General features: G+C 47.8%; 22 protein-coding genes. 1 reads left to right on the top strand and 21 read right to left on the bottom strand.

Annotation, left to right across the window (positions count from 1 at the left end; genetic code table 11):
* Window positions 1-189: 189 nt before the first annotated feature.
* Window positions 190-744, bottom strand: a complete 555-nt coding sequence (locus tag BN4314_RS04470) for a hypothetical protein (protein ID WP_068540016.1) — start codon at window positions 742-744, stop codon at window positions 190-192.
* Window positions 745-900: 156 nt separating this feature from the next.
* Here BN4314_RS04470 and trxA point away from each other — a divergent pair, with 156 nt between their 5' ends.
* A complete protein-coding gene (gene trxA / locus BN4314_RS04465; RefSeq protein ID WP_068540015.1) occupies window positions 901-1,218 on the top strand; it encodes a thioredoxin in 318 nt (105 codons plus the stop codon).
* Between the two features lie 172 nt (window positions 1,219-1,390).
* On the opposite strand, the gene BN4314_RS04460 is transcribed toward trxA, so the two are convergent.
* The 20 genes from BN4314_RS04460 to BN4314_RS04365 all read right to left on the bottom strand — a co-directional run bounded on the left by BN4314_RS04460 (window position 1,391) and on the right by BN4314_RS04365 (window position 20,523).
* Window positions 1,391-2,035, bottom strand: a complete 645-nt coding sequence (locus BN4314_RS04460) for a hypothetical protein (RefSeq protein ID WP_068540014.1) — start codon at window positions 2,033-2,035, stop codon at window positions 1,391-1,393.
* Window positions 2,028-2,708 (bottom strand): ATP-binding cassette domain-containing protein, encoded by a 681-nt coding sequence (locus BN4314_RS04455; protein WP_068540012.1) that lies wholly within the window; start codon window positions 2,706-2,708, stop codon window positions 2,028-2,030. Before BN4314_RS04455 ends, BN4314_RS04460 begins: the two co-directional genes overlap by 8 nt.
* Before the next feature lies 1 nt (window position 2,709).
* Window positions 2,710-3,555, bottom strand: a complete 846-nt coding sequence (locus BN4314_RS04450; protein WP_068540011.1) for a hypothetical protein — start codon at window positions 3,553-3,555, stop codon at window positions 2,710-2,712.
* The gene (locus BN4314_RS04445) at window positions 3,552-4,409 is read right to left on the bottom strand and encodes a hypothetical protein (RefSeq protein ID WP_068540010.1); all 858 of its coding nucleotides are present in this window, start codon (window positions 4,407-4,409) and stop codon (window positions 3,552-3,554) included. The genes BN4314_RS04450 and BN4314_RS04445 overlap by 4 nt, the downstream gene beginning before the upstream one ends.
* Window positions 4,406-5,101 (bottom strand): hypothetical protein, encoded by a 696-nt coding sequence (locus BN4314_RS04440; RefSeq protein ID WP_068540008.1) that lies wholly within the window; start codon window positions 5,099-5,101, stop codon window positions 4,406-4,408. The genes BN4314_RS04445 and BN4314_RS04440 overlap by 4 nt, the downstream gene beginning before the upstream one ends.
* A gap of 68 nt (window positions 5,102-5,169) precedes the next feature.
* Window positions 5,170-5,691 carry a DUF2712 domain-containing protein gene (locus tag BN4314_RS04435; protein ID WP_068540007.1) on the bottom strand — a complete coding sequence of 174 codons (522 nt, stop codon included), beginning with the start codon at window positions 5,689-5,691 and terminating at the stop codon, window positions 5,170-5,172.
* 178 nt (window positions 5,692-5,869) lie between these two features.
* Window positions 5,870-6,562, bottom strand: a complete 693-nt coding sequence (locus tag BN4314_RS04430; protein WP_068540006.1) for a hypothetical protein — start codon at window positions 6,560-6,562, stop codon at window positions 5,870-5,872.
* 119 nt (window positions 6,563-6,681) lie between these two features.
* Window positions 6,682-9,417 carry a helix-turn-helix transcriptional regulator gene (locus BN4314_RS04425; protein ID WP_068540005.1) on the bottom strand — a complete coding sequence of 912 codons (2,736 nt, stop codon included), beginning with the start codon at window positions 9,415-9,417 and terminating at the stop codon, window positions 6,682-6,684.
* Window positions 9,418-9,700: 283 nt separating this feature from the next.
* Window positions 9,701-11,395, bottom strand: coding sequence for a dihydroxyacetone kinase family protein (locus BN4314_RS04420; protein WP_068540004.1), 1,695 nt, complete (start codon window positions 11,393-11,395; stop codon window positions 9,701-9,703).
* Between the two features lie 74 nt (window positions 11,396-11,469).
* The gene (locus BN4314_RS04415; protein ID WP_068539999.1) at window positions 11,470-12,114 is read right to left on the bottom strand and encodes a dihydroxyacetone kinase subunit L; all 645 of its coding nucleotides are present in this window, start codon (window positions 12,112-12,114) and stop codon (window positions 11,470-11,472) included.
* 60 nt (window positions 12,115-12,174) lie between these two features.
* Window positions 12,175-13,164, bottom strand: coding sequence for a dihydroxyacetone kinase subunit DhaK (locus BN4314_RS04410; RefSeq protein WP_068539998.1), 990 nt, complete (start codon window positions 13,162-13,164; stop codon window positions 12,175-12,177).
* Window positions 13,165-13,194: 30 nt separating this feature from the next.
* On the bottom strand, window positions 13,195-14,034 hold the full coding sequence (locus tag BN4314_RS04405; protein ID WP_068539997.1) for a hypothetical protein: 840 nt from the start codon (window positions 14,032-14,034) through the stop codon (window positions 13,195-13,197).
* A 137-nt stretch (window positions 14,035-14,171) separates the two neighbouring features.
* Window positions 14,172-14,843, bottom strand: coding sequence for a class II aldolase/adducin family protein (locus BN4314_RS04400; RefSeq protein WP_068539996.1), 672 nt, complete (start codon window positions 14,841-14,843; stop codon window positions 14,172-14,174).
* A 128-nt stretch (window positions 14,844-14,971) separates the two neighbouring features.
* Window positions 14,972-16,354, bottom strand: coding sequence for a PTS galactitol transporter subunit IIC (locus BN4314_RS04395; RefSeq protein ID WP_068539995.1), 1,383 nt, complete (start codon window positions 16,352-16,354; stop codon window positions 14,972-14,974).
* A 133-nt stretch (window positions 16,355-16,487) separates the two neighbouring features.
* Window positions 16,488-16,790, bottom strand: coding sequence for a PTS sugar transporter subunit IIB (locus BN4314_RS04390; RefSeq protein ID WP_021734550.1), 303 nt, complete (start codon window positions 16,788-16,790; stop codon window positions 16,488-16,490).
* A 45-nt stretch (window positions 16,791-16,835) separates the two neighbouring features.
* A complete protein-coding gene (locus tag BN4314_RS04385; RefSeq protein ID WP_021734477.1) occupies window positions 16,836-17,312 on the bottom strand; it encodes a PTS sugar transporter subunit IIA in 477 nt (158 codons plus the stop codon).
* A 377-nt stretch (window positions 17,313-17,689) separates the two neighbouring features.
* Window positions 17,690-18,454 carry a DeoR/GlpR family DNA-binding transcription regulator gene (locus tag BN4314_RS04380; protein ID WP_068539993.1) on the bottom strand — a complete coding sequence of 255 codons (765 nt, stop codon included), beginning with the start codon at window positions 18,452-18,454 and terminating at the stop codon, window positions 17,690-17,692.
* A gap of 3 nt (window positions 18,455-18,457) precedes the next feature.
* Entirely contained in the window at window positions 18,458-19,297 is an 840-nt protein-coding gene (locus tag BN4314_RS04375) for an HAD-IIB family hydrolase (protein WP_068539991.1), read from the bottom strand.
* On the bottom strand, window positions 19,294-19,755 hold the full coding sequence (locus BN4314_RS04370) for a metallophosphoesterase family protein (RefSeq protein WP_068539990.1): 462 nt from the start codon (window positions 19,753-19,755) through the stop codon (window positions 19,294-19,296). Before BN4314_RS04370 ends, BN4314_RS04375 begins: the two co-directional genes overlap by 4 nt.
* Window positions 19,756-19,776: 21 nt before the next feature.
* On the bottom strand, window positions 19,777-20,523 hold the full coding sequence (locus BN4314_RS04365) for a LytR/AlgR family response regulator transcription factor (RefSeq protein ID WP_021734677.1): 747 nt from the start codon (window positions 20,521-20,523) through the stop codon (window positions 19,777-19,779).
* Window positions 20,524-20,547: the final 24 nt, after the last annotated feature.

The following is a 20,547-nucleotide window of genomic DNA, read 5'->3' as shown; positions in this document are numbered from 1 at the left end:
GAGAATCTTATGCAAACAGAATTATGCAACAGAGTTTAAGATTCAAACACTGAAGCAATTCGGTTGAGTCGGGGCTACCCCAATGAACTAGCTTAGAAAAGTCGCATTCACGCCCGCGTGGCGTTGTGCCGCGTGACGCTATGCCCAGTGGTGTTACGGCCAGCAGCGTTATGCCACATGACGCCATGCCTAATATGGTTCGCCCAATGGCGGAATGCGCTTAAGGCAGGCCCACGCCCACTGTTTGCGTTGTGGATCTTCCAGCGACTTCGCAAAATCGCCTAGGTTTAACACCCGCATGCCCAACACGCGCACAACAAGGCCAGCCTTGAGCAGCGCCGCGTCCAACTCTTCAACTTCTACCAGCTGATTCACATAAGCAGAACGCACAACATCTGCTGCAACTTCATCAAGCACGACCAGCGTTGTAGGCCCCAGCGCCGCCACTGCCTCACAAAAAAGCTCTAGCTGCATAACACTGCCATCTGCGCGCAGCACAGATAGCGCAGTCCAATTTTCGGGCGCATAACCCAGCGCCGCAAACGCCTGTCGCAACGCCCTGCCATCGGCGCCCGCTAGCAGATCGCCACCCGCACGTTCCTCAGGTGATAGGTCACCTTTCACCAGCAATAACGATGAAAAAGCATTGCCGCTCATCACCACGCCACGCTCTGCAAGCGATGCAAGTTCCGCTTGCGTCTTGGCAAGATATGCCTTACGTCGGTTCGATTGACTGACAACCACGAACGTCCGCCGCCTTTCCTCCGTATTCTTCACAGACAATTCTACATGAGCGATAGCAACGTAAGAAATTGGGTATACGTCAAAGCAAGGAAATAAGTGCGCTTAAAACTGGCGCATCCCGTATGGTATGCGGCGCTTTCACGAGAGGAACTAATCATGGCAAGCAAGCAGCTCACTACTAGCAACTTTAACGATATTAAGTCCAGCGACAAACCCGTCCTTGTAGACTTTTGGGCATCTTGGTGTGGCCCCTGCCGCGCAATGGGTCCTGTTGTCGAGCAGGTTTCCGACGAGATGGCCGATAAACTCAATGTGTATAAGTGCAACGTTGACGAAGAGCCTGCGCTTGCTCAGCAGTTCGGCATTGTCTCTATCCCCACACTAATTCTCTTTAAGGGTGGCGAGGTGGTCCAGCAGTTTGTTGGTTCCATGCCAAAGTCTTCCCTTATCAGCCAAATTGAGGCCAGCCTCTAAGGGTTCGTGCAGATATCCAATTCAGTCATTAGGCAGTACAAACAAAAAGCCAATTCACTCCAAGGTGGATTGGCTTTGAGCATATAAAGTGACACGACAAGCGATTTACTAAGTTTATGCCGTCTCCTTTTAGATACAGAAAAAGGGTGATATAGCGCTTCTTAATATTTACCTAGACATGTATATCAACAACCATGCGCTGGGGTTTTGTTGCCAAAAGATAGTAAAATTCCTTTTCTTTAATTACTGCATACTCTGAGCCTGTTGCTGGATTCGGCTTAAAAAACTCTGGTGAATCATCAAGAATATAAAAAGGTAAATACGTTGTATATGTAGTGCCACCTTTTATGCCAACTCCCACATACATGGTACCCGCCAGTTTAGTTTCTCTGTGCTCCCAAAGCTCAGAATCAGTACGATAAAAGGTATTTTTATTAGGTTTCCCTATTACCCATGCAGAAACACAATTAAAGCCACCACCATCTTTTTTCCCAGAATTTTTAAACTCCACCTCAAGTACAACTCTTGTATTGGGTACGTCTCCACCTTCAACACTTGTCACGCCATCGCGTGCGTAGCGTTTGAGATATTCATTTGCTGACATTATTTGAGCACTTTTTACGGTGAGAGAATAGTCTTTCGTATCCTCACTAATATCATCAATAAAGGCTCCGTTTAGTTTTACTTCTTCATTCATCGAAAACGTTTGCTCTGGAGTCTCAATACGTGTGGCATTAACCCACCAGATACGTATGCCTATCAAAGCGCAGGCTATAAGTGTTACAGCAACGATGAGATAGTGTTTTTTCTTATGCATGGTGGGCATCTTTCTCTAAATCAGATGCAGACTCAAGCTTTTCATAGCCATCAATATGGCCTTCTGCAAGGTAGTAGATTTGATCGGAGAGCTCACGCAGTATTGATGCATCGTGACAAGAGATGACACAGCTTGCACCACGCTCACGTTCACGGGCGACTATGCGTTTGAACATAGCCACACCATCAGAATCTAGCGCATTGGTAGGCTCATCTAACAAGAGGAGATCTGGGCGCTCCATTATTGCGGCAGCAATACCTAGGCGCTGTTTCATACCCAAGGAGTATTTGCGAAACTTACGCTTATCATCTGGGTCAAGACCCACCTCTTTAATAACGCATCGCAGATCGTCTTCTTGTAGCAAGTCCTTAATAGAGGCGAGGATACGTAGGTTTTCTAGACCTGTGCGGTCATTGAGAAATGCTGGGTTTTCAATAAGTACACCCACGCTTGGAGGAAAGGATATATCACGCCAGAGGCGTTTTCCATCAATATCTATCGTTCCTGAGTTGGGGCGTATAAGTCCTGCCACTGCTCGCATAAGCATGGTTTTGCCTGAGCCATTGACTCCAGAAAGTCCTGTTACATATCCAGAAGGAAAGCTCATAGTAATGTCTTTAAGGATGTCTATACCACGAATTGATTTATTCAATTCTTTAATTTCTACTGACATATCAAGCTTCTTTCTCGAGGATGTCTGTCTTTGTAAGGAAATGGCCCCCTATAACCACAGAGGCCACTATCACTATCAATCCAAGGCAGGTGCTCCATAGGGGTGATACGCCATCTGCAACATATACAGTGCTCCGAATTGCCATCAAAGAATTGCCCAGCAAAAAATGATTTCCCGAAAAGGCTGACACAAAAAGAATGCTAATCGTTACTACATAGCCCCACAGCGGACGGAAAAGCAGCGAGATGGCAAGTTGCAGCATGCAGAGTGCACAGAGCACTAAAGGTACAATTCGTAAAAAAGATAAAATATGGTAGCTGGTAACATCGAAATTGATTACGCTCACAAATCTAAGTAATAAAGCTGATGTATCTGTCGCAATAAAAGAATGATTGCAGCCAACAATAAGTGCGAAACCTGTTGTCAATATGAATCCGATGAGACAATAAATGCAAACGTATACGATTATCCACGCACACTTTGCAAGCCACCACGACCAACGCGAACCACTTGCAATCATCATTGTTTTACCTGAACCCATCAAATCATGATAGGGATACCACAAGGTGATGTATGCTAATAAGAGAATGGGGGCAAACCAGCTGATAGGCAGCGTAAATGGTGTTGAGCTTGTCGGATCGTAGGCAAGCCCACCCGCAGTAAGATTAAAATAGTAATCTCCTAAGGTAAATTGAGCTGCTATGCCTTCTGCTCGTAGATTTAGTGTGCTTAAATAAAATGCAACCGGAAGAATAAGAAAAACCCCTGCTGCAACTAACCACCATGCAAACGAGCGGCGCCAACCCTCCCTAATATCTAGCATAAAGAATTTAAAAAACCTGCTCATAATACGTCTCCCCCCAGTCTCGCCATGGGCGGAATAATCGATAAAACGAGTAGGACCAGCATCCAAATACCAATTACAATAAGGCTATGCGTACCTATTGTTTCTTCCATTGCCCGAATAAGTTGCGGCAATCCAAACTCGGGATAAAGTACGTCACCAACTATAAGATGAAAGCGATCGGAAATAAAATCGGAAAGAATGGCTGCGAGATATGTGCCTGAAATGAGCGCGACACGATTGCGAATAAGAAGAGACAAGCCGAGCACTGAAACAGCCCACAAGCCACACACAAAAAATGCAAGGGCCGAATAAAGTACACAATAAAGCAGCGGATTCGTATAGAAAACCTCTGACCAAAGAGCTGAGGTATATACACCAATATTGAGAACATTTTCAATTGAGGGAAGATATGCTGGCACAAAGCAAGCAAGTGTCACCAGATTAACCGTAGACGGAATGAGGGCAACAAGACCGCCCGAAATAAAGGTAGCAATATACTTTGCAACAAAATATTTTCCGCGACATACGCGCGAGAATACTTGGTTTGCGTACCCAAATTCAAGTTCTTGACGCATTGAGCAGGCATAAGGAATTGCTGCCAGCAGGAGCACCAACTGATAAAACAAACCTTCAAATGGAACTACATCATGTACTGACATCCAAAAGACATAGCAGCTATCCCAGCCCGTTGGTCCCCAACTAGTTGGAGAGAGCTCTTTTGGGAGCATCTCAAAATGCGTTTGAATACCATAAGCCGCACTTAACAGAGCCAAGACAATGCCTACCGCAAGAACGGCATAGTATAGTCTATTGCGAAAAGCGCGTGATAACTCCATTTTTAGCAAGCGAATCATTGCTTGTCATCCTTTTCTGTGCTTAGAGGAATGTGGTAGTGCATATGCGACCCATTACCAATAGAGAGCTCGGGAGACTGGTCCGAAGGATCGGAGTCCAGATAAAACCCTAGGACTACTGTCTTTTCTTCACCTGGATCTAACTTGTAGCGGTAATAGTATTGATTGCTTTGCGGATAAGCAGAACTATTAAAATAAGAGGCGCCAGATGACAAATTGTAGTGAAATGTGTCTATATTAAATGTGCCGTCATTACTACCCTCAAGAGACTTCGCATCGATATTTTTTAGCCTAAAGGTGATAAGTGCAAATCCGTATGTCTTAAACTTGCTCGGAATTTCATCGTACTCTCCAACTGTAAGACCTGCATCTTTTGGAGAATCAAACACTTCGTACTTATCAACTGTTATCTGCATGACGCCCGACCAGTCGTAATCCACACCAAAAGACAAACCGTCTGGAGTGACAATTGAGTGCTTTGTGGAATCTAACATCAATGCTGTATGCATCGCTCCGTGCATATGCTTTTCATTTTTCTGCTTGAACTCTTTAATCACTTGTTGAGACTGCATCGCAAGCACATATTGGTAGGTAAGCCATGCTCCGTATACCAAAACAGATCCTATAGCAAGCAGTACAAGTAACTTTAAGGCACGCTTCTCACCTTTTGTAATCTGAGCAACCCTTGCCATTACAACTCTCCTAAAGCAAATAAATACACCCGGAAACTTAATTCATGCCCTTATTGCTGAATTACTAGTTAATTCATAGAAGGATATGAGTACATACTATCGGGACTCCACCACCCTGATATGCGTCCTCCCGTGCCTTCCTTGAGCCAAGAGGTCAATCTGGCAAAGCTATATCCTTTTTCTTTCACATTGTTGTGAATGCACCACTTACCCGTACCCTGGACTGGTGCATAGCCACCAACGGTCATGTTTTTCCATGATCCCGTTTGGCTTTTGCCACCATCTACATACATATTTGCCTTGCCATTACCAATATTTAATGTTGCTATATTTACGTATGTTGGGGTGGTATCCTCTTTACGACGACCAGGAGTTCCCTCAGTTTTATCCCACAGGGTAAATACGAAATTATATTTCGTATCATTCGTGTTAGCCCTCATTGGACTCTTCGAACCAGAAGGAGCTATAAGAGAATCACTTGTTGCTTCATTGATTGGATGTGCGAACGCGGGACTAACTGGAACGCACATGAGTAATACCGCTACTGCCACAGCCCATTTCAGACAACAGCGCTTTCTACCTTGTTGCATGCTTCTTCCTCTCTTTCAAAGTCTCCGGGTGCCTGTACTAAAGCAGATTGTTGTGCGATAGCACGTGTAGCGCTAGTCAACAGGGGTACCAGAGTTGGAAGAACGGGCTGACTACAAACCTCAACCACGTAAAATAGCGTGTCTTAAGATGGAGGGACCACCCAGCCACTCCAAATCATTACTTGTCATCTTTCTCTGTGCTCAGGGAGATGTGGTGGTACATATCTGATCCGCCAGAGCCGATGGAAAGTTCAGCTGCCTGATCTGAAGGATCGGTGTCCAGATAAAACCCTAAAACCATTGTCTTTTCTTCACCTGGATCTAATCTAAAGTGAAGGTATTCTGGCTGTTCAAGTGTATAAGCTGAGTTATTAAAGTAGGCTACTTCCGATCCCAAATTGTAATTAAAGGTACTGATATGAAATGTACCATCGTCGCTATACAAAGGCTTCGCATCGATATTTTTTACTCTAAAGGTAATAAGTGCAAATCCATATGTTTTGTCCTCAGGCGATATTTCATCGTACTCTCCAGCGGCAAGACCTGCATCTTTTGGAGAATCAAACAATTCATACTTATCAACCGTAACTTGCATCGTTCCAGACCATGAATACCACACCCCATATGAATAACCTGATGATGTCTCTTTTCGATCTTTTTTGGAGTCAAGGGTAATTGTTGTATGCATCGCTCCATGCATACGTTTATTTTCACTCTGTTCAAATTCCTTGGCCTCTTGGTGATCTTGTCTTAAAAGTGCATACTGATAGGTAAGCCAAGCTCCATATATCAACACGGATCCTATGGTAAACGCTACAAGCAACTTTAAGGCACGTTTCTCACTTTTTGTGATTTGAGCTATCCTTGCCACAATGACTCTCCCTCAAACAACTCTTCAAAGTCTCCGGGTGCCTGTACTAAGCAGATTGTTGTGCGATAGCACGTGTAGCGCTAGTCAACAGGGGTACCAGAGTTGGAAGAATGGGCTGTTTACATGCCTAAACCATGTGAAACAAAGTCAACAAGCTTATCTCTACTTGAGATACCAAGAATTTTGTAGCCACTTGAACGCGCCGCGCTAATACTAGAAGAGGAATATCCCAGATGAGAGGCAATTTCTCTTGTCGTGCGTCCACGAATTACGCCAAGTAGTGACTGGGCTTGAATTTCACTGAGTCCTCGAGATGCAAAAAGATAAAGGATCCGCTCGTCCAGCGACTGAGGCAGCTTATCGCTCAGCTCATAGCTCGAAATCCTGCCAGATATCTGTACGTAGCAGAAGATGGCTGCGGCGCACGCCAGCACCGATCCCATGCCCGAGCAAAACAAAAAAATCTGCTTTAGGATGGTGGGGCCACCCAGCCACTCAAAGTAGTATGAATTTGCTATCAATAAGGTTGCATACTTATCAACTGCAATTGAGCCAAAAACTGCTCCAACACCAAAACAAACAAGGCAGACCGATGCGATATGCAGCGCAGACGATAGTCCATTTGCTGGAGATAGCTCTTCTAGAATGGAGGACAGCCACGGATAGTGCACGAATACGGCCGCAACCACCATGGGACACCAAGTAAAAATGATATAGGGGCATATATTCCAAATGCTTTGCTGCGCTATCAGCAGTATCCCACTCACACAGACGATACTTGCAGGAATGAAAAGGCGTGCTATACGGTGTTTTATCAGTATAAATCCCGACAAGAATATAAGCGTTGCAATAAAGGGAACAAACGCAGGGAGCGCGCACAGCAGCGTGTGAATTCTCCACGACTCCTCAAAAACGAAGCCAAGTACACCGGCGAGTAGGCAGAGCGATATTCGCTCGGCAGCACCTATAGCAGCTACGCGTATCACGCCAGTTTGTAGCTGAGATGCCCGTTGGGAGCGCTCCTCTTTTAGCCCATATGTATTTCCATCACTCACTATCCACGTAGTATCGACTACAAATAAAGCCGTAAAAGCAACTGACACAGCAATCGCAATAAGCCAAGTAATGTCTCCAAATAACGAGAAGGCCATCATCCCCGCTGCAGCAGCAATAGCCTGTATAAATTCACATGCCCGGCTTGTGTGAATTGCTGCTCTGATACATAAAAAAATACATGAAGTGAGACTGAGATACGTGAGTAGATACCCTAGGGCAGCAAAGTCCAAAAAGCCGTCATCCTTTACGCGTATATAAGTTTGGGTGTACTTTACACATATGCCAACCATAAAAACGATGCCTACAACTAATAAAAATTTTTCTATACCACTAAAGGCTACATCGTCCTCTTCATCTTTTTCTTCTGTCTGATGAAACTCTGCATACAAACGCAGAGCGCCGCATACAACAAAAGCAAGAGCAACGCCAAGTACGATATGGCGACCTGAACCCCAGAGTTGATTTGTGGCACCTATGGGTAATAAAAGTAAATAAATAAGTGAAATAGGTCCGCAAAGCTCAAGGCTCCTCGGGAGATGTAGCCAACTTGGCAAACTTAGCTGCTTCCTCCATTCCAGTTGCCCAGACAGCCCCCAATCACTTTGAGAAACATCTGACAGCGAATCAATGTTTTGAAAACTGTGGTTCTCATTAGCCTGAGTCTCGTCCTCACTACGAGCGCTTGTACTATCATCTGCCCAATTAAGTTGCGACATGAGCTCCTGGCCATCAACAACGCCAAGCTTTTTGTAGGAACGTCGAAGATAGGTGCGCACCGTTGAAGCACTAATACCTAAATCCTTAGCAGAGTCTGCGGATGTCCTTCCTGTGAGCATCAACTCAACTACCGCCGTTTCGCGATCGCTGAGGCCTGCTTCAACGCACAGTGACCTGACTGCAATAAGCCTTTCTTCCAGCTGGTCATCTTCAACGGGACTTGTGGGGTCTTTTACTAAGCCCCAAAGTGATAGCACAAGCAGTATCAAAAGAAGAACGAGAAGTGCACAGGCAATGATGCCTACCATATACATGCTCACGACTCGCGTCATTACATTCCATATAAAGAGTCCGCATGCAAAAAGCCCCATATAGACGGCGCGTTGTGTTGCCAACTTGTCTGCCCGTAAAAAACCTTGTTCTAGAGCATGCGCCTTTGCAATAATTTCTTTTTTTGTAGACATCCCCTCCGCACCAGCTGTTTGTATCTGCGCTGCGTCACCCTCGCTCCCCAAGTTCTCTGCAGAGGGACTAGCTGCCGCATTATCTGCCTGTGGGCTGCCACAATAAAGGAGCACAAGCACTGCAACAAGCGCGACAACTGCAGAAATTAGGTTATATCCAAGTGATAGATGTTCTGGAAAAATTTGCGAGGACGACTGACAAAATCCTGCTAGAAGAAGTAAAGGGAATCCATGACGAACCGTCAGGTCCTCTTCTTGAATTGCCTTATCAGCATAAGTTTGGGCGCGTGCAGCATAGCTCAACATGCAAAGTGCGCCAGAAGTCATGACGAGTGCTTGGGGCAGCAGTTCCCATATCCAATACAGCTCACCCATAAAGGGAGGCTCTATAAAGCCCGTAGAATATATTGCAAAAAGCAGCACGGTATATGTCGTTACGACATACCCAACGATAAGTAAAACCACACCTCCATGAGCCACGGTAAAAAAGTCTGTATGCGCGATTTTGTTATAAAACACTGCGCCTACCATAATGCCCATTGCTAGGCACACAAATATGCCAGGATATCCTAGGCCCTCTCCCTGCCATAACCGGACAGCAAGTAGAGTTTCTGCCATGAGAGCTCCCCATACTATGTCCAGTTGGCGTTTTTGCATGTGGGCGCTCTCGTCTCTCATTATCTTTATGGAATCACTGCTTACTATAAACCAAAGTATAAACCCCTCTTTTTTACTTGACCCTTTATATAGAGAAGGGCTGACTCCTGTTTTTTCGGAGTCAGCCCAAAACATCCCTCTTATTTTTTCTCATCCTCGTTTGCTAGAGAACACAAACAAGAAAGATGCTCACGTCGCACAGCATTCTAGATTATGTAGAGTCTACTCGTACGCTATCTCCTCACTACATCACCGTGCGAATAACCAAAGCCATTGACACGGCTCCTGCATCGGGTGTGCCTAAACTACGCTCCGCCGCAGGACGCGCGCGACCAACCTTGGGGACAAGCTGTGCCGTATCCTTGGCAGCCTGATCGGCAACCTCAGATGCCTTTGCCCACGCATCAGCAAGAGAAGATCCATCTTGTGCTGCAGCCTCAAGTGCCTCAGCAAAAGGAATAAGGGTGTCTAGCATGGTTTTGTCACCACGATGTGCGCCACCAAGCTCAAGCATACGCTCATATGCAGCTTTGGTTGCAGCTGCCGCAATCGTGGCATCGTAGCTGTCTGCGTTGTCTCCCACAACTTTGCCAGCAGCTTCGAGGGCTTCTCCCCACAGCACACCCGAGGTGCCTCCAGCCTTAGATGCCCAAGCCTTACCTGCTTCGATAAGCACAGAGCCTGCAGCGGCACCTGCGTCATACGCCTCAGTTGCTGCCTCAGCAGCAAAAGTTGTTCCTTTTACCATGCCACGACCGTGATCGCCATCACCTGCTACGCCATCAATCTTTGCAAGTTCAGGCTCAGCCTCAGCAATCGCTGCTTTCACGCGGTTAAACGCATCAACAATATAGGACGCAGCGGCGCGAGAAGCTTCGGAACCCGCAGCGTAACTCTTGCTTGCGTTGACTACTGCAACATACTCACGACGAGCACCAGAAAGCCCTTCGCTTGCACCCTTGCGGAATGCGGGAGTGGATGCAGGGGCTTTCCAGTAGCGCTCCAACTCATCGGTTAAGAATTCAACAGAAAGCGCGATGCCCTCCATATCAAGACTGGTAACAAACTCGCCTACCAAGGGTTCAACTAGGGTATATCCGCGTTCTTCAAGCAGCTCACGCACGGTGCCCCACACCACAAAGAGCTCTTCATACTTGGTGGATCCGAGACCATCAAGAATAACGGCAATACGCTTGTTGTCATCTGCTGGAGCCTCTGCCAAGACGCGATCGACTAGCAGTTCTGCCACCTCAGCTGCAGAGGCAAGGCCTGCTTCACCAACACCAGGCTCGCCATGAATGCCCTGGCCTATTTCCATTTTACCTGCGGGCACATTGAACAAAGGTGCACTCTCGCCCGGCAACGTGCAGCCGCGGAAACCTATGCTCATCGTACGCACGCGATCATTGGAGAGCTTTGCTACGCGCTCAAGCTCATCAAGGCCTTTGCCCTCAGCTGCAGCAGCACCCACGGATTTGAATACGGTAAAAGTACCGACGTTGCCACGCCTCTTTTCCCATTCTTCGGGCTTTGCAGCAGCGACGTCATCGGTAATGAAGAAGGTGCGCGCGTCGATTCCCTCCTCACGCAAGGCGTCGCGCGCAAGATTGAAATTCATCTTGTCACCAGCGTAGTTACCACCAAGGATAAAGATACCGGTACCGTGCTCGACAGATTTTGCTACCTGCAAAACATCATCGGTGGAAGGTGACGTAAAAACATTACCCACCACGGTTGCATCCATAAATCCATCGCCAACAATACCGCAAAATGCGGGATAGTGACCCGAGCCGCCGCCATTGATAATAGCAACTTTATCGTCAGGCATTTCAGTAGCGCGAGCTACGCCACCTGGCACCTGAACAATATATTCAGGGTAGGCCGTTTCATAGCCCTTGAGCATATCCTCGCGAAAGGTTTTAGGGTCGTTGTATAGCATGGGACCTCCTTTAAGAACGAGAAAAACGTACGTGACAGCCAAAAGATCCATCACGCCTACCGAAAAGGGATAGGCTAAGCGCTTTTAGCCTGGAAGTAGTTCAAGATGGCTGTATCAAGGTAGCAACCAGCTACCGCGCCCTGGTCCGCAATACCTTTGGCCTTAGCAGCAAAAACTGCAGCCTTACCATACTTAGGAATCATATCTTTGGTAGCCTCAACACCCGCTTTGGCACCCTCAACTGCGGCAGTGGCAACAGCCAAAAAGCCTTCTGCAGGATCTACCTCTGCAGCTTTCACTGCGCCTGCATCCAGCGCATCAAGAATAGTGCGGTCGCCCAACTGAGTCTTGCCACGTTTTGCCAAGGCATCAGCAAAAGCACGATAGAAGGTTATAAGGTCAGCAGGTTCAAGCTCGGTCTTACCCTTGAGCGCCTTGCCCGCGCCCATGATGCCTGAACTCATCAAAGTGCCCATTGTTGACGGAACAACAGAGGACATCTTCATGCCAGCTTTTGCGAGCATCTTGCCAATATCGCCCTCAGCAGAGTTGTCGCGCAGCAAACCCGGCAGCGCCGCGTAACCCTTATTCATCGTCAGACCTAAATCACCATCGCCCATAGCGGCATCCATCTCGCAGAGCTCTTCTTTTTTCTCAGCAAAAATAGCCGCCACGCTCTCAAACATCTCAATAACGTCTTCTACGCCCATCTTGTCCATACAGATTCCTTCCTTGCGTATTACAAGGGACAGGCAGAACCTACTTGTCCCAGGCACTTCTTACTTCTGGCAGATGAAGGGGGTATTCACGGGGTAGTCAACATAGCCCTTGAGCTCGTTGTCCATCTTGCAGATTGAGATAGAGGCACCCATCATTTCCATTGAGGTCGCATATTCGCCGACAATAGCCTTGTAGACCTTAATACCCTTGGCATCAAGATGGCGATGGACCGAATCAAAGAGAATATAGAGTTCCTCGCCAGAGGTAGCGCCCAGACCGTTGATAAGTACGGCAACTTCTTCACCCTCTGCCACAGGCATATCCTTGAGGATAAGGTCAAGCGACTCTTCTGCTAGTTCATCAGCAGTCTTGATGGGGCCATTCCAAACGCCGGGCTCACCGTGAATGCCCATACCAAAGGCCATCTCCTTGTCCCCAAGCGTGAAGTTAGACTTGCCAACTTCAGGCACAATACAAGGAGCCAGAGCAAAACCAACTGTCCTGACATTGTCGCCGGCCTTCTTTGCAGCTGCAAGAACCTCATCCAAACTGCCACCCTGGTCTGCCTTGGCACCAGCGGCTTTATACATAAAGTAGATGCCTGCAACACCGCGACGTGCCTCAGGATTTGCGTTGGAATTGACGTCATCGGCACCGACAATAGAACGAGTCTCAATATCATCCATATCAAGCATCTCGGCTGCCATGTCAAAGTTCATGATGTCGCCCGTGTAGTTACCATAAAGGAACAGCACGCCAGCACCTGTCTCAACCTGCTTAGCAATGTTGTAGATCTGCTCACCCGAAGGGGACTGGAAGACGCCGCCAACACCGCAGCCGTCGATAAGTCCTTCGCCTACATAGCCCAAGAAAAGGGGTAGATGTCCTGTACCCCCGCCTGTGATGATGGCAACTTTGTTGGGCTTGGGCTTGGCAATGCAGTAGCAGCGCAGGTCATCCTCGGCATACGTAACCTCGGGATGAGCTGCGTAGATACCACGCAACATGTCGTCGGTATAGTTCTCAGGTGCGTTGATGATCTTTTTCATAGCTCATCCCTTCTTTTGCGCAGTGGCAACCTAGCGCATGACAAAAAACACGAGGTAATTAGAGAGCATGGCAATCAGGCAAAAAATAGTCTCCATATAGGTAAAGGGCACAAACTCACTACCTTTGTACTTGATAGTCCAGATATAACCCAGATAAGCAGCACACGCGATATAGACCACATCCATTGCGGTGCCACTAATAGGCACTAAACGCTCGACAAACCACATGGCCGCATACACACCAAACGTGATAAGACCCCACCATCTCACGTCGTAATGCAGCATTTGCATGTAATAGTGAATTGTCGAGGCCGAAGGTTTTACGCTATAACGACGACGCGACTCCAACAGCCCACGGGTCACATGCATAGCAAACAATATGCCAAAGAAAAGCACCGCAAGACCAACAGCTGCCATGATGTCGCCTAGTCGGTCATAGAGCAGATTAAAAGCAAAAATCCATACTGCGCTGAACGCGAGCGCCTCAGCGATAGTCCATATGCGCATGCCAAGCGAAATGGGTAAGGGCTCCTTGCGTTCAGTCATACGTTCAAGGCCATACTTTTTGCGCAGGCGCTCAATGCGTTTTTTCTGGCGACGACGCTCATCGCGCTCATTGGTTTTATTGGCATGTGTGAGAGGATTTTCCGAGACGATTAAATCGCCGTCTTCGGTCTTTTCCCAAACGCTTTTGTGAGTAGGTTTCTCCTCGGGTGTCTCAGTCTGTGCATCCGCCTTCGTTGACTCACGGCGTGCCGCAGGACTTGCAGCGTCAATAGCAGCAATAACATCCTGTTCGACAGAGTTTAACGCACTGTCCTTTGTCTGAAGGATTTTTTTGCTCTTTTGCACCTGCTTACCCCTGCTCATATAGTGATTCCAAACTCTTCTTAACATGGCGCTATAGCACCGCTAGCAAAATCACATCCCCATCGGCACAGCCACCCTTAATTGCAACACCAAGACATGGCAGATGCACGTAGCATCTGCCATGTTGGAAGTTTTATCTATTTAGCGTTGGGAAACTTAATCTCTTTGGGGTACTCCCAGCTCTGAAGCTCTTCCGGAGGGAAGCTGTAAGGCTCGACACCCTGACCAGCAACAAGAGCGTGGTAGTAGAGCTCAGCCAGCTCTTCGATATAGCAGACCTTGAGGTAGGCTTCCTCCACGCTGGTCTCATCTACAGCAGCACAACCATGACCTTGCATCAAAAAAACGTCAGACTCATGGATGGCTTCAACCACATTATCGGCAAGGGCAGGGGTGCCGGGGCGACCATAAGGAGCCACAGGAATACGAGCCTTGGAGCAATTGAGAGTAGCCACCTCATAGACAACCGCAGGGATGGGCTTGTTGAGCACGGCAAGGGTTGTGGCATACATCGAATGTGTATGTGCCAAAGCGACAACGTCTTTGCGCTCCTGATAAATCTTCAGATGCATCAAGGACTCTGAGGTCGGACGCAAACCGGTCTGATTCTCGACAACATTCGCATCAAAGTCCATAACAATCATATCAGGGACAACAAGGTCCTCACGGTCAACGCTGGTTGGGGTAATGACAACGAGACCGGTTTCTTTGTCAAGTGCAGAGAAGTTCCCGGACTTGTGCTTGCACAGACCATCGCGCTGAGCCCTCTTTGCAACATTCATAACACGAAGCTTAAGATCCTCAAGCATTATTGGATCCTTTCTATTTGGTGAAACTAAAACTAGACAGAGCCTAACTAAAAAGCCGCCGTCCGTGCTGGGAAGACCACGAGCGGCGGCGATACCAGATGGGTGGCTGGTGTTACCGCCCAAACAAGCTATTCTTCAGAGGTGGTCTCAGGAGCAGCGTTGCCGCCCTTCTTGATGTCATGGACCGTATACATAAAGCCCAGAATCCAGATGACTAAGCAAATCAAAGGCAGGAAGTTACCCTTGAGACAGTCAAGGAACTCTGCAAAGGCATAGGTCTGCAAAGGAGCATCCATACCAGAGTTCGAAATCATCTGGCCAGCAGAAAGACCTAGCTTGAGGCCCGTGCTGTTTGCAAGATCGGTCATGAAGGGAGCAAATGCCGTACCGACGAACAAATATACAGGAACAGCGATGACAAAGAGGATGCACATACGAGGTACGTTGCCACGGGTAACCATCCATGCAGGAACTGCAAGAGATACGTTGACGATACCTGCAAAGGGCAGAATCTCATTGCCATGACCAGCAAGCAGGAATGCCCAGATGGTGGTTACAGGAATGCCCCACATAGCGGCAATCCAAATCTCATTGGCGCCACCAAGGAACGGCCAGTCGAGACCAACAACCAGCTGACGGCCTTCAAAGCGAGCGTTCATGTAATCGGAAACGGCCTCGGAAATGGGGGAGAGAGCCTCCATGAAGTACTTGGAGATAACAGGGAAGAGTGTCAAGCACATGGCGCACTCAACACCAGTGCCAAGAAGCTTGCCCGGATCATAGCCAGCAAGCAGACCAAAGAAGCAGCCAAGGATAAAACCAAGGACATGGTTCTCTGCGAAGATACCAATTTTATCATGCAGTGCGGCAGCATCCATCTTGGTGTTCAGTGCAGGAATCTTGCGAAGAAGCTTATCGATAGGGTACAGCCATGCAGCAGTAAATACCATTCTGTGAGTAGTGGTAACACCAGGGATGCCGCTCATTTCATAAATCTGATCTTTGAACACGTCGGCAATCTTGAGCTCAAAGATGATTTGGATAGCAGCAACAACAAAAGCGATGGGCACAGATCCAGTGACAGCAACAACGCCGACAGCGGTAAAGATCTTGCCCCAGACATTCCAGAGGTCAGCGTTAAACGTATCGGTCTGATTGATGGTCAGCATGATGATGTTGACAACAATCATCAAAGGGAACATCAAAACGGCATACGGCCAGGTCCATGAGATGGCAGACATGGTTGTCCAGCCGCCGTCAACGATGGGTAAATTGATACCCAAGCGACCCAACATGGCCTCACCAATGGGACCCATGATGCCCGTCATATAAGAAATGAGCATGGACATACCCGTAAAGGCAACGCCCAACAACAAGCCAGAGCTTATAGCCTCAGACGGCTTCATCTTGACGATAAGACCCATGATAATCATGAGTGCAGGTACAAATACGTACGACGGGACAGAACTCAAGAAGCCTTGAATCCATGTCGAAGCAGTACTAATGTCCATTAGGCACCCTCTCTTCGTTCGCGTGAAACTACACTTGCAAAACCCGCCACCAACTCCGCACTCTTCCCCACCAAGCTTCCCCCCAGATGGGGAAGAGTGGAAAGCTGGCGTAGCACTAAATCACCAGAAAGCGCTACTTAGCAGCGTTCTGGTAATCCTTGATATAGCCCAGCAGCTTCTCGTACTCCTTCTGCTGGTTAATGCCAGTAAGAAAAGCGATGCCATCGATAACGGGTACACCATAGGTCTTGTTCTTCTCGCGAACAATCGTGATATAGGCTGCTGCGTCCTTGAGGTGACGCTCGACAGACTTAAGGTCAACAGCAGTCACCTGAGCATCAATATTGTCTTTTTTTAGCATGCGGTTCACCTTGGAGGCAACAGTCTGAGAAGTGGCAACTCCACTACCACACGCAACGATAATAGGTACTGGCATAACTAATCCCCTTTCAATTTGGACTTCCCTTGCTTTTTGCAGCTCTTACTCGTCGTAGACCCATTCCATATCCATGACCGCATCATAAAAAGCGTCGGCCGTGGGAGCCTTGAGCAGAGCATCAACCCAATCTTGACGCTGGAAATTGTGCATCAAAATCTGTAGCAAAATAATGTGAGCACCGGGCTCATTAAAACCGAGCATAAACGCGAGCTTCACATCTAGTTTGTTATCGGGATCAGACATATCACCCCAAGGGATTGGGGTTTTTAAACGAACGGGAGCAATGAAGGGTTTGACAATCGCCTCGCCCTCGGTGTGGGGAATCGCAATGGGATAGGGTTCTACAGGCAGTGCGGTAGGGTAGTTATTTTCACGCTCAGTAATAGATGGAAGATAGGTTTCGTTGACATAGCCCTTTTCAAGGAAACGCTTGCCCATAATCTCAAAAACTTCAAAGGGCGTGGATGCTTCAAGATCCACTTCGGCAAGCTCTTTCATAATGACTTCCTTGCCTAGCATGCAATTCTCCTCTCACGCACATTTTTTATCATTGGAACTTCCCCCGGTATAAATGTACGTTTAACTGCCATTATATTTTGTGAATTATCGTAAACGGTCGTATTATGCCGGTGAACGGTTTTGTTTGTTTTGTTAACTTTTGTTTGTTTTGCATCATATTAACATATAAATGCGAACTATGGACGTACAAAATCAGCTCGTTAAAAGCCGACAGATATGCTGACGTGCGCGTTAATCTTTTCTCAACAAAAAAGCATGAACGCAATCAAACAAAAAGCTTTCAGACAAAATAATCAGCTCTGATACCGCTGATTGGCAGTTGCACAGCAGTGCTTTTAAACTCAAAAAGACCAATCAAACACTGCCGCACCCATTTTTTAGAAGATGACTTCGGTGAGTTCTGAAAGGGCTTTTATTTGTTTTTCTGTGATTGCAGCATCGGTCACAATACCATCAAGGTTCACCACATCGTAGAAACCGTAAAAATCTCGTTTGCCCATCTTGCTTGAATCGGTCACTACATAACGAGCGTCAGCACGATTGAGCGCCATACGAAAAAGACTGCCTTCAAGAGAATTTGAACAAAAAATCAGTCCATCATGCACACCATTGGTCCCCACAAACGCCTTGCTAATGCCAATAGCTTCAATAGAGCGTTCGGAAATGCCCCCAACAAAGGCACCTGTATTGGGACGATACTCTCCCCCAATAAGAATGACGTCGAGCGCATTGCATTCGTTAAGCGCACTAAAAACCTGAATACTATTGGTAATAACACGCAGGTGGACATTAGCAAGGGCACGCGCAAGCGCCTCACAGGTAGTACCAGCACCCAAAAAAACGGTGTCCCCATCTTGGACGAGACGAGCGGCTGTTTGAGCAATTTGTTCTTTTTCAATAGCGTACTGCCGATGCTTTTCACTGGTGGTATATTCGCGACGAGCTACGGTACCATGAGGGCCTGCGATACTACGCGCGCCACCATGTACGCGCGTTAAGCGCCCAACCTCAGCAAGTTCCTCAAGATCGCGACGGATGGTCATCTCGGACACATCGAGTTGTTCCGAAATCTGCTTTACCGAGGCAAAATCCATCTTGGTCACAAGGGTGACAATCGCATTTTGGCGCTCTGGCTTTAGCATGACTTACTCCTCGCTCATAAAGCTGGGCATGGATCCCGTTTTTGACGCTTGTGCAATATCACGCAAGGCGCCTGCGACCGCATCTTCGGCAGATGAGCCAATGTGCCAGCGAGCCATCCGAGCAACTTCGGGCATGGCATTTGCCATGGCAACCGAGTGTGGTACGGCATTAAGCAGCGTGAGGTCATTTTCTGCATCGCCAAAGGCACAAACCTCGTCCCACTCTAGGCCCAAAGCTTTGCGCAAAACGTCAGCTCCTGTTGCCTTGTTTTTGCCATGGGGCAAGATATCAATAAGGGGAGCCGTGGGGTTTGGATAGACAAAGTCCAGCTCAGGTACCTCAGAAACCAATATTTCCTTAATGCATGCCATGCGCTCACGTGTACCCTTTACATGTACATTGGCCTTAACAATTTCATAGTCAGGCACTACTGGACGCACACCTGTCTCCGGCCAAAAAATGTCGCTGCAATCAGCACGTTCCTCACCAGAGATGCCAACGCCATAGCTCACGTCGTCCTCTTCATACAAAGTCAATACTGCGCCAAACTCATCACGTAAAATCTCAGTCACACGCACCAACGCGTCATGCGGCAAAATCTCGCGAGCAATGACTTCGCCGTCAAGCAAAACAATCTGACCATTACAGCAAACGGTCGTTGCGCTTGCTCTCTGATCTCCACGCAACAGACTGGGAATTGACGAGGGGACACGACCTGTTGCCGTAGCAAAATGCAGACCTGCATCTTGCATAGCATGAATCGCTTCAACTGCCTCTACCGTAGCTCCGCTGCCATAGTGAACAAGCGTGTCATCAATATCTGAGAGTGCAAGCTTAATCATGAATCTTCCTTGCTGAGTTTAATAATGCGTGCCTCAGTGATTTTGCCATGGGTGATTGTCAAGCGCACCATAGAAGGAAAACCGTTGCGCGGCCAAGTGGGACTGCCTGGATTGATAAGCAATGTGCCTGTTGCCTGATCGCGCTCAATGAAGGGGCGATGGGTGTGCCCGCAGACAGCAATATCGCAACTGTCTAAGTCCAAGCGATATTCATAATGGCAAAGCTGCCAGCGGAAACCCTCAGACTCAAAATGCACCTGCTTCTGCACGCGCGGCCCATAATTATCCCAATCGTTGTTGCCCAAACACAGGTGCACGGGTGCAATATTTAAGAGCGTGCGATAGTCAGAAGGAGAGCAGATATCTCCCGCATGAACAATAACATCAGCCCCTTGAAGTTGCTTGAGCAGCTCCTCTGAAAGCCATCCGTGGGTATCGGAGATGATGGCATAGTGCATTATGCGCTCCCCCACTTCGGCTTAAAGGCCGAGCATCCTTTTAACAGCAACTACACGACGGCGCGACACGGGAATCTTCTTGTCCCCCACGTCCTTGAGACCCAGTTGAACAACGCCGCCCGATATAGTGACAAAATCCTGTACAAAATCGAGGTTAACGATGTAGCCACGATGCACACGATAAAAGCCGTGGGGAGTCAAGCGCTGCTCGAGCTTAGCTAGCGAGATTGTCGACAGATAGCGATCAGTGTCAGTATAAATACAGGAGTAATCGTCTTTGGCCTCAACGTAGCGAATCTGATTGACGGGCACTAAGACCTTATGACCGCCCTTTTCCACAGGGATACGTTCGGTATTGATGCTATTTGCAGGTTGCACCACCGCAGTCTTAAGACGAGCCTCGACCTTGGCAATGGCTTGCCGCAAACGATCCATCTCAACGGGCTTCATAAGGTAATCAACGGCGTCAACGCCAAAAGCCTCAACAGCATACTCGCTGTATGCTGTTACAAAGACAATTGCGGGTGGATTTTTGAGCTTATGCAATGCGTCAGCAAGCTGCATGCCCGTAGTCTTGGGCATTGAGATATCTAGAAAAAGTACGTCGATATTCTCTCCCCCATGCTCGCGACTCTTGACCAGACTGGCCACAGCTTCGCATGCGCTCGACACCTCAGAGATGGTGCCCATCTTGCCCGTCTCTTCTAGCAGGGAACGCAGCTCAAAACGAGCAGGGGCTTCGTCGTCCACAATCAAAGCGCTCAGCATGCAATCATCCTCTCTATATTTGGC

The organism is Olegusella massiliensis, assembly GCF_900078545.1.
Classification (GTDB): Bacteria; Actinomycetota; Coriobacteriia; order Coriobacteriales; family Atopobiaceae; genus Olegusella; species Olegusella massiliensis.
Note: the sequence above shows the minus strand (reverse complement) of the source record. Positions and strands in the feature narration are given on the sequence as shown.